8 protein-coding genes and 1 pseudogene are annotated in these 8,522 nt (G+C 75.1%); all 9 read left to right on the plus strand.

Features of this window, described 5'->3' with window-relative positions:
* Positions 1-338, plus strand: a pseudogene (locus AC2CJA_RS20405) (hypothetical protein); the annotation flags it as partial.
* 84 nt (positions 339-422) lie between these two features.
* Entirely contained in the window at positions 423-1,259 is an 837-nt protein-coding gene (locus AC2CJA_RS20410) for a M55 family metallopeptidase (protein WP_484604130.1), read from the plus strand.
* Entirely contained in the window at positions 1,252-2,580 is a 1,329-nt protein-coding gene (locus tag AC2CJA_RS20415; RefSeq protein WP_484604131.1) for a M20/M25/M40 family metallo-hydrolase, read from the plus strand. Before AC2CJA_RS20410 ends, AC2CJA_RS20415 begins: the two co-directional genes overlap by 8 nt.
* Before the next feature lie 77 nt (positions 2,581-2,657).
* Entirely contained in the window at positions 2,658-4,676 is a 2,019-nt protein-coding gene (locus tag AC2CJA_RS20420) for a S9 family peptidase (protein ID WP_484604132.1), read from the plus strand.
* Positions 4,673-5,617, plus strand: coding sequence for a S66 peptidase family protein (locus AC2CJA_RS20425; protein ID WP_484604133.1), 945 nt, complete (start codon positions 4,673-4,675; stop codon positions 5,615-5,617). Before AC2CJA_RS20420 ends, AC2CJA_RS20425 begins: the two co-directional genes overlap by 4 nt.
* Positions 5,618-5,790: 173 nt before the next feature.
* The gene (locus tag AC2CJA_RS20430) at positions 5,791-6,498 is read left to right on the plus strand and encodes a class I SAM-dependent methyltransferase (RefSeq protein ID WP_484604134.1); all 708 of its coding nucleotides are present in this window, start codon (positions 5,791-5,793) and stop codon (positions 6,496-6,498) included.
* A 28-nt stretch (positions 6,499-6,526) separates the two neighbouring features.
* On the plus strand, positions 6,527-7,171 hold the full coding sequence (locus tag AC2CJA_RS20435; RefSeq protein WP_484604135.1) for a 4'-phosphopantetheinyl transferase family protein: 645 nt from the start codon (positions 6,527-6,529) through the stop codon (positions 7,169-7,171).
* Between the two features lie 48 nt (positions 7,172-7,219).
* Positions 7,220-7,450, plus strand: a complete 231-nt coding sequence (locus AC2CJA_RS20440) for a LapA family protein (RefSeq protein ID WP_484604136.1) — start codon at positions 7,220-7,222, stop codon at positions 7,448-7,450.
* 88 nt (positions 7,451-7,538) lie between these two features.
* On the plus strand, positions 7,539-8,462 hold the full coding sequence (locus AC2CJA_RS20445; RefSeq protein WP_484604137.1) for an NADP-dependent oxidoreductase: 924 nt from the start codon (positions 7,539-7,541) through the stop codon (positions 8,460-8,462).
* The last annotated feature ends 60 nt before the right edge of the window (positions 8,463-8,522 follow it).

Raw genomic sequence — 8,522 nt, forward strand, 5'->3', positions numbered from 1 at the left:
TCGCCGCGATCGTCGGGGAGCGCGGCCGCGCCTTCGTGGTGGTGGCCGCCCCCGAGGCCGACGCGGCCCTCGCCCAGGGGGCCGGCGCCGCCCACCCCGCCGAACTGCCCGGCCCCCTCGACACCCCCGGCCTCTCCGACCTGCCTCACATGTCGGGCGCCCCGGAGGACTCCGGGCGGGAGCCGGCGGTGCGGGCGGAGCACGCCGGACCGTTTATCGCGGCCGGTCTGCGGGTGCTCGCCGCCGGCTCGCTCCCGCTGTCCACGACCGACTTCGAACCGGACGGCTCACGCCTGGACCTCCCGTCGAACTGGCTGGTGGTGGGCCGCACCGGTTGAGACCGCGAAGCCGGGCGGCGACACCGGCCCGGGCGGCCGTCCGGGTCTTTGACGCCGCCCGGGCGGCGCGTAACGTGGCCTTCCGTGACGAAAATCCTGATCAGCGCCGACATGGAGGGCGCCACGGGGGTGACCTGGCCCGCCGACGTCCTGCCGGGCAGCCCGCAGTGGGAGCGCTGCCGTCCGGTGTTCACCTCCGACGTGAACGCGGCGATCGCCGGGTTCCTCGACGGCGGCGCGGACGAGGTGCTGGTCAACGAGGCGCACTGGACCATGCGCAACCTGCTGCTGGAGAAGCTGGACGACCGCGCCCAGATGCTCACCGGCCGGCACAAGGCGCTCAGCATGGTCGAGGGCATCCAGCACGGCGATGTCGACGGCGTCGCCTTCGTCGGCTACCACACCGGTGCCGGCGCCGAGGGGGTCCTGGCCCACACCTACCTCGCCAACTCCCTCACCGGCGTGTGGCTGGACGGCGAGCGGGCGAGCGAGGGCCGCCTGAACGCCGCGGTGGCGGCCGAGTACGGCGTCCCCGTCGTCCTGGTCACCGGCGACGACCGCACCTGTGCCGACGCCCGCGGCTACGCCCCCGACGCGCGCGGCGTCGCCGTCAAGGACCACGTCTCCCGCTACGCCGCCGTCTGCCGCACCCCCGCCCGCACCGCCGCCGACATCCGCGCGGCGGCGAAGGAGGCGGCCGCGCTGGCGGTGCGCCACGAGCCCGCACGTCCCCGGCCCCGCGCGATCGAGATCGAGTTCGACGCCGAGCACCTGGCCGGCGCGGCCACCGTCGTGCCCGGCGTGGAGCAGACGGGTGAGCGCCGGGTGGCGTACACATCGCCGTCCATGTACGAGGGGATCCGCACCTTCAAAGCGGTCACCACCGTCGTCTCTGCCGCAGTGGAGGAGCAGTATGGCTGAGCGCATCGACAACCGGGCACTCGACGAGGCGGTCGCCTTCACCTCCGAGCTGATCCGCATCGACTCCGTCAACCTCGGCAACGGCGACGGCACCGAGCGCAGGGCCGCCGAGTACGTCGCCGGGAAGCTGTCCGAGGCCGGGATCGAACCGGTGATGCTGGAGAAGGTCCGCGGCCGCACCAACGTCGTCGCCCGCATCGGGGGCACCGACCCGTCCGCCGACGCGCTGCTCGTCCACGGCCACCTGGACGTGGTGCCCGCCGAGCCCGCCGACTGGGCCGTCCACCCCTTCTCCGGCGAGGTCCGCGACGGGGTGGTCTGGGGCCGCGGCGCGGTCGACATGAAGAACGCCGACGCGATGGTCCTCGCGGTCGTCCGCGCCTGGGCCAGAGCCGGGGTACGCCCCCGCCGCGACATCGTCCTCGCCTTCACCGCCGACGAGGAGGACACCGGCCAGTACGGCGCCGACTTCCTCGCCCGCGAGCACCCGGAGCTGTTCGAGGGCTGCACCGAGGGGATAAGCGAGTCCGGCGCCTACACCTTCCACGCCGGCGGCGGCATGCAGCTCTACCCGATCGCGGCGGGCGAGCGCGGTACCGCATGGATGGAACTGACCGCCAGTGGCCGGGCCGGACACGGTTCCAAGGTCAACCGCGCCAACGCGGTGAGCCGGCTGGCCGCCGCGGTGCACCGCATCGGCGAGCACGACTGGCCGGTGCGGCTGTCGACGACGGTGCGCGCCGCCCTCACCGAGCTGTCCCGCCTCAACGGGCTGGACACCCCCGACTTCGAGGCCCCCGACTTCGACGTGGACGCCCTGCTGACCAAGCTGGGCCCGTCGGCCAAGCTGGTCGAGGCCACCGTGCGCAACAGCACCAACCCCACCGGCCTCAAGGCCGGCTACAAGATCAACGTCATCCCCGGCACCGCGGAGGCGCACGTGGACGGACGGATGCTCCCCGGCACCGAGGAGGAGTTCACCGCCACCATGGACGAGCTCACCGGCCCGGACGTGGACTGGGAGTTCTACCACCGCGGCCCCGCCCTCCAGGCGCCGGTCGACTCGCGCACCTTCGCCGTGCTGCGCGAGTCCCTGGAGCACTTCGACCCCGATGCCCACGTCATCCCGTTCTGCATGACCGGCGGCACCGACGCCAAGCAGTTCGCGGACCTGGGCATCGTGGGCTACGGCTTCACCCCGCTGAGGCTGCCCGAGGGGCTGAACTACCAGGCGATGTTCCACGGCGTCGACGAGCGTGTCCCCGTGGACGCCCTCCACTTCGGCGTCCGGGTCATGGACCGCGCCCTGTTCGCCCTCTGAGCCACGGGGCGGCCCCGGGCCGCCCCGGCCGCACCCTTTTCCGGAACACCCGCCGAGTTCGCGAGGAGCCGCGCACGATGACGTACGCCACCGCCCCGTACGGCACCTGGGAGTCCCCGATCGACGCCCGCCTGGTCGCCGCGCACGACGGCCACCCCGAGTCCGCGGGCACCGTCGGCGCGGAGGTGTGGTGGACCGAGCCGCGCCCCGCCGAGGGCGGCCGGCGGGCGCTGATGAGGCTGCGCCCGGACGGCTTCGGCCCCGCCGAGTCGGTGCTGCCCGAGCCGTGGAACGTCCGCAGCCGGGTGATCGAGTACGGCGGACGCCCCTGGACCGGGACCGCGCGCGCCGACGGCGGACCGCTGATCGTCTTCGTCCACCACGCCGACCAGCGGATGTACGCCTTCGAACCGGACGCCCCCCACGCCCGGCCGCGTCCCCTCACCCCCGTCTCGGCGATCGGAGAGGGCCTGCGCTGGGCCGACCCGGTGGTGCCGGCCGGCCGGGACGAGGTGTGGTGCGTACTGGAGGAGTTCACCGGCGAGCGGCCCACCGACGTACGCCGGGTGATCGCGGCCGTGCCCCTGGACGGCTCGGCGGCCTCCGACCGCTCCCGGGTCCGCGAACTGACCGGTGACACCGACCGGTTCACCACCGGCCCCCGCCTCTCCCCGGACGGCGGACGGGCGGCGTGGCTGGTCTGGGACCACCCCCGGATGCCCTGGGACGGCACGGTCGTCCGCCTCGCCGACGTCACCGCCGGGGGCGCCTTCGAGAACGTCCGCGCCGTCGCCGGCGGCGAGCGGGAGTCGGTGGCGCAGGTCGGCTGGGCGGCGGACGGCTCGCTGCTGTACAGCGGCGACGCGAGCGGCTGGTGGAACCTGTACCGCCTGGACGCCGACGCGGCGGGCTCCGGCGCCGGCGTGTCCGGCGCGCTGTGCCCGCGCGAGGAGGAGTTCGGCGGGCCGCTGTGGAAGATCGGCCACCAGTGGTTCCAGCCGCTGGAGGACGGCACGGTCGCCGTCCTGCACGGCCGCGGCTCCCTGCGCCTGGGCATCCTGGACCCGGCCACCGGCGAACTGGCCGACGCCCCCGGCCCGTGGACGGAGTGGGCCCCGACCCTGGCCGCCACGGGCACCCGCGTCATCGGCGTCGCCGCGAGCCCGCGCAGCGCCTACGAGGTCGTGGAACTGGACACCCGCACCGGGCACGCCCTGGTCGTCGGCTCCGCCCACACCGACCTGGTCGACCCGGCGTACTACCCCGACCCCGCCGAACGCGTCTTCCGCGGCCCGGACGGCCGCGAGATCCACGCCCACCTGTACCCCCCGCGCCACCCCGCCACCACCGCACCCGAGGGCGAACCGCCGCCGTACGTGGTGTGGGCCCACGGCGGCCCCACCGGACGGGCGCCCCTCGTGCTGGACCTGGAGATCGCCTACTTCACCTCGCGCGGCATCGGCGTGGCGCAGGTGAACTACGGCGGTTCGACGGGCTACGGCCGCGCCTACCGCGAGCGGCTGCGGGAGAGATGGGGCGTGGCCGACGTCGAGGACTGCGCCGCCGTCGCCCGGGCCCTGGCCGCCGAGGGCGCCGCCGATCCCGCCCGGCTCGCCATACGCGGCGGCAGCGCCGGCGGCTGGACCACCGCCGTCTCCCTCACCTCGCCGCCGACCGAGGGCCTGTACGCCTGCGGGGCCATCAGCTACCCCGTCCTGGACCTGGCCGGCTGGGCGGCCGGCGAGACGCACGACTTCGAGTCGCGGTACCTGGTCTCCCTCGTCGGCCGCCCCGGGGACCACCCCGAGCGCTACCGCGACCGCTCGCCCGTCCACCACGCCGACCGCGTCACCGCCCCCTTCCTGCTGCTCCAGGGGCTGGACGACGTCATCTGCCCGCCCGCCCAGTGCGACCGCTTCCTGGCCGAGGTCGCCGGGCGCGGAGTGCCCCACGCCTACCTCGCCTTCGAGGGCGAGGGCCACGGCTTCCGCAGGGCGGAGACCATCATCCGGGCCGTGGAGGCCGAACTCTCCCTGTACGCACAGGTCTTCGGCTTCGACCGCCCGGACGTCCCCCGGCTGGAGCTCACCACGTGACGCGTCCCCCTCGTCCCGCCCCCGCCCGGCCCCCGCGGCTGCGCCCCGGCGACCGGGTGGCGATCGTGGCGCCCAGCGGACCGGTGGAGCGCGAGCGGCTGGACGCCGGGGTGGACGTGCTGCGCGGCTGGGACCTGGACCCGCGGGTCATGCCGCACGTCCTGGACGTCCACCCGCGCCTGGACCACCTGGCCGGCACCGACGCCGACCGCGCCCGCGACCTGACCGACGCCTGGTGCGACCCGTCCGTCGCGGCCGTCCTCGCCGCCCGCGGCGGCTACGGCGTCCAGCGGATGGTGGACCTGGCCGACTGGGACGCGATGCGCGCGGCCGGCCCCAAGCCCTTCGTCGGCTACAGCGACCTGACCGTGCTGCACGAGGCGTTCGCGTCCCGGCTGCATCTGGCCACCCTGCACGGTCCGATGCCCGCCACCGTCTCCTTCCTCAAGGACGGCCCCACCCAGGAGCACCTGCGCGCCACCCTCCTCGCCCCGGAGACGGTCACGGCGATCACCTCCCCGACCGCCCGCACGCTGGTGCCCGGCAGGGCCTCCGGGATCACCTGCGGCGGCTGCCTGTCGCTGCTGGCCGGACAGACCGGTGCCCCCGGGCGGGACCGCGCCCGCCCGGACGGCGGCATCCTGCTGCTGGAGGACGTCGGCGAGCCGCCGTACCGCCTCGACGGCTACCTCACCCACCTGCTGCGCGCCGGCGAACTGGACGCCGTGGCGGGCGTGGTGCTCGGCTCCTGGCACGACTGCGGCCCGTACGAGAGGGTCCGCGAGGTGCTGCTGGACCGGCTCGCCCCGCTGGGGGTGCCGGTGGTGGAGGAGATGGGTTTCGGACACGGCCCGGCGACCCTGACCGTGCCGCTGGGGGTCCGTGCCACCCTGGACGCCGACACCCGCACCCTCACGCTCCGGGAGCCCGCCCTGGTCTGAGCGGCGCCTGCTCCCACCGGCCCGCGGCTCACAGCGCCGACTCCACGCACCGCGCCACCGCCCACGCCATCAGCCGTCCCGTGTCCTCGCCGAGCGCGCCGCCCGCCACGCACCCGGCGGGACGCGGTGAAAACCCCGGGCGGACCGTGAGCCCCGTGTGCCAGGATCGGCCCGTGACAGCCGCCGAGCCCTGGATGATCGACGAACTCGCCCACGCCGGTCCCGAGCATCTGGACCCGGCCTTCGTGGCGGGCTTCGACCGCAAACAGGGGTACCCCGACCCGGCGCCGGACATCGGCGCGCTGCGCCGCCACGGCGTGGGGAGTGACGCCACCGTGGTCGACCTGGGCGCCGGGACCGGGCGGTTCGCGCTGGCGGCGGCCGGTGAGTTCACCCGGGTGGTGGCCGTGGACGTCTCGCCCGCGATGCAGGAGCACCTGCGGGCACGGGCCGGACGGGAGGGGGCGGCGAACCTGGAGTGCGTCCGGGCCGGTTTCCTCTCCTACGAGCACACCGGGCGGCCCGCCGACGCCGTGCACACCCGGCACGCCCTCCACCAACTGCCCGACTTCTTCAAGACGCTGGCACTGGACCGCATCGCCCGCGTGCTGCGGCCCGGCGGTGTGCTCCGGCTGCGCGACCTTGTCTTCGACTTCCGGCCGCACGAGGCCGGGGAGGTCCTGGAGGCGTGGATGGCGGGCGCGGCCGGCGATCCCGCGCTCGGCTACACCCGACAGGACTACGCCGAACACCTGCGCACCGAGTACAGCACCTTCCGCTGGCTGCTGGAACCGATGCTGGAGACGGCCGGGTTCGAGATAGTGGAGGCGGAGTACGAGGGGCGCCTCTTCGGCGCCTACACCTGCGTCAGACGCCCCTGACGGGCGGCGCGACACCCAAGGAGGCGGGTTGAAACTGCACTTGTTGCGCGTGTCCGAGCACGCGGCCGGCGCGACCGACGGCGCGGTGCTGTCGGAGGAGGAGCGCGCCCGCTGCGCGGCGTTCGTCCGCGAGGCCGACCGCGACCGCTACCGGGTCGCCCACACGGCCCTGCGTCTGGAGCTGGCCGCGGTCCTGGGCACCGAGCCCGCAGCCGTCCCCCTCACCCGCGAGCCGTGTCCGCTGTGCGGCGGGCCGCACGGCCGCCCGGCCGTGCCCGGCAATCCGGTGCACTTCTCGCTGTCGCACGCCGGCGACGTGGTGCTGATCGCCCTCGGTGACGCGCCCGTCGGCGCCGATGTGGAGGCGCATCCCACGGCGGCCGTGGTCGCCCAGACCGTCTCCGCCCTCCATCCGCGCGAGCGCGCCGAGATCGGCAGGCTGGCGCCGGCCGACCGCCCGACCGCCTTCGCCCGCTGCTGGACGAGGAAGGAGGCGTACCTCAAGGGCACCGGCACCGGTCTGGGCGAGAGCCCGGACACCACCTACGTCGGCAGTCTCGCCGCCCCCGCCGCGGTCCCCGGCTGGGAGCTCACCGACGTGGCCGCGCCCGAGGGCTACGCGGCGGCCGTGGCGGTCGCCGTCGCCCGTAGGGGGGAGGGGAGCGCTCCGTAGGGACGGCCCCGGCGGGCGGGTGGCGGCTCCCGCGCCCATGGTGGTGCCATGAGCACACACAGGAGAACGGGCGACGGGGCCGCGCGCGGCTTCCTGACCCCGGGCAGGGTGCTGGTCCTGCTACTGCTGGCCGCCACCTCGGTCTTCGTCTTCCAGAACACCGAGCAGACCGAGATCAGGCTGCTGGTCCCCGTCGTCACCATGCCCTTGTGGGTGGCGCTGCTGATTCCCGGTGTGATCGGTCTGCTGTCCGGGATGTACCTGGTGCGGCGCAGATAGCGGGTCGCGGGCGGCGCGGTGCCGCCGTTCGCGCGCCAGTCGGGCGGGCGGGGGAATGATCTTCCCGGGCGGGGAAGTCGTGCGGGGTATGAAGGCAATCGTTCTGAACGAGTACGGCGGACCCGACGACCTGACCCTGACCGAGCTTCCCGATCCCAGGGTGGGGCCCGACGCCGTCCTGGTGCGGGTGAGGGCGGCCGGGGTGAACCCGGTGGACTGGAAGGTCGGGGCGGGCCACCTCGACCCGGTCCTCGACGCCCACTTCCCGCTGGTGCCCGGCTGGGACGTGGCGGGCGTGGTGGAGAGCACCGGCCCGGACGCCAGGGAGTTCGCCCCCGGTGACGAGGTGATCGGGTACGTCCGCAAGGACTGGGCGCAGAACGGCACCTACGCCGAGCTGGTCGCCGCCCCCGTGCGCACCCTGGCCCGCAAGCCCGCCGCGCTGAGCTGGCGGCAGGCGGCGGGGCTGCCGCTGGCCGGGCTCACCGCGTACCAGTCGCTGAGGCGGCTGGGCGTGGGCGAGGGCGACACGGTGCTGGTCCACGCGGCGGCCGGCGGCGTCGGCTCGCTGGCGGTGCAGATCGCGACCGCGTGGGGCGCGCGGGTCGTCGGCACCGCCGGCGAGCGCAACCACGACTTCCTGCGGGAGCTGGGCGCCGAGCCGGTCACCTACGGCGAGGGGCTGGCCGACCGGGTGCGCGAACTGGCGCCCGGCGGGGTGGACGCGGCCTTCGACTTCGTCGGCGGCGAGTCGATCGACGTCTCGCAGCAGGTGCTCAGGGACTCCTCGCGGGTGCTGTCGGTCGTCGACGCCGGGGTGATGGCCAAGGGCGGCCACTACCTGTTCGTGAGGCCCGACCCGGCCGACCTCGCGGCCCTGGCGGACCTGGCCGATGCCGGGAAGCTGACGGTCGGCGTCGACCGGGCGGTGCCGCTGGCCGAGGCCGCCGAGGCGTGGCGGCTCAGCCAGTCCGGGCGGACCAGGGGGAAGGCCGTCATCGACGTCTCCTGACGCGGGCGGCTTCCGGAGCGTGGACAAGGGGAGCCCGCCGAGAGGCGGGCTCCCCTTGTC

It is taken from the genome of Streptomyces sp. ATLC9, from assembly GCF_057196705.1.

Bases quoted from the DNA above. Each gene is read 5' to 3' on its own strand.
- AC2CJA_RS20420 (WP_484604132.1), top strand. From the start codon at position 2,658: ATGACGTACGCCACCGCCCCGTACGGCACCTGGGAGTCCCCGATCGAC.
- AC2CJA_RS20415 (WP_484604131.1), top strand. From the start codon at position 1,252: ATGGCTGAGCGCATCGACAACCGGGCACTCGACGAGGCGGTCGCCTTC.
- AC2CJA_RS20445 (WP_484604137.1), top strand. From the start codon at position 7,539: ATGAAGGCAATCGTTCTGAACGAGTACGGCGGACCCGACGACCTGACC.
- AC2CJA_RS20440 (WP_484604136.1), top strand. From the start codon at position 7,220: ATGAGCACACACAGGAGAACGGGCGACGGGGCCGCGCGCGGCTTCCTG.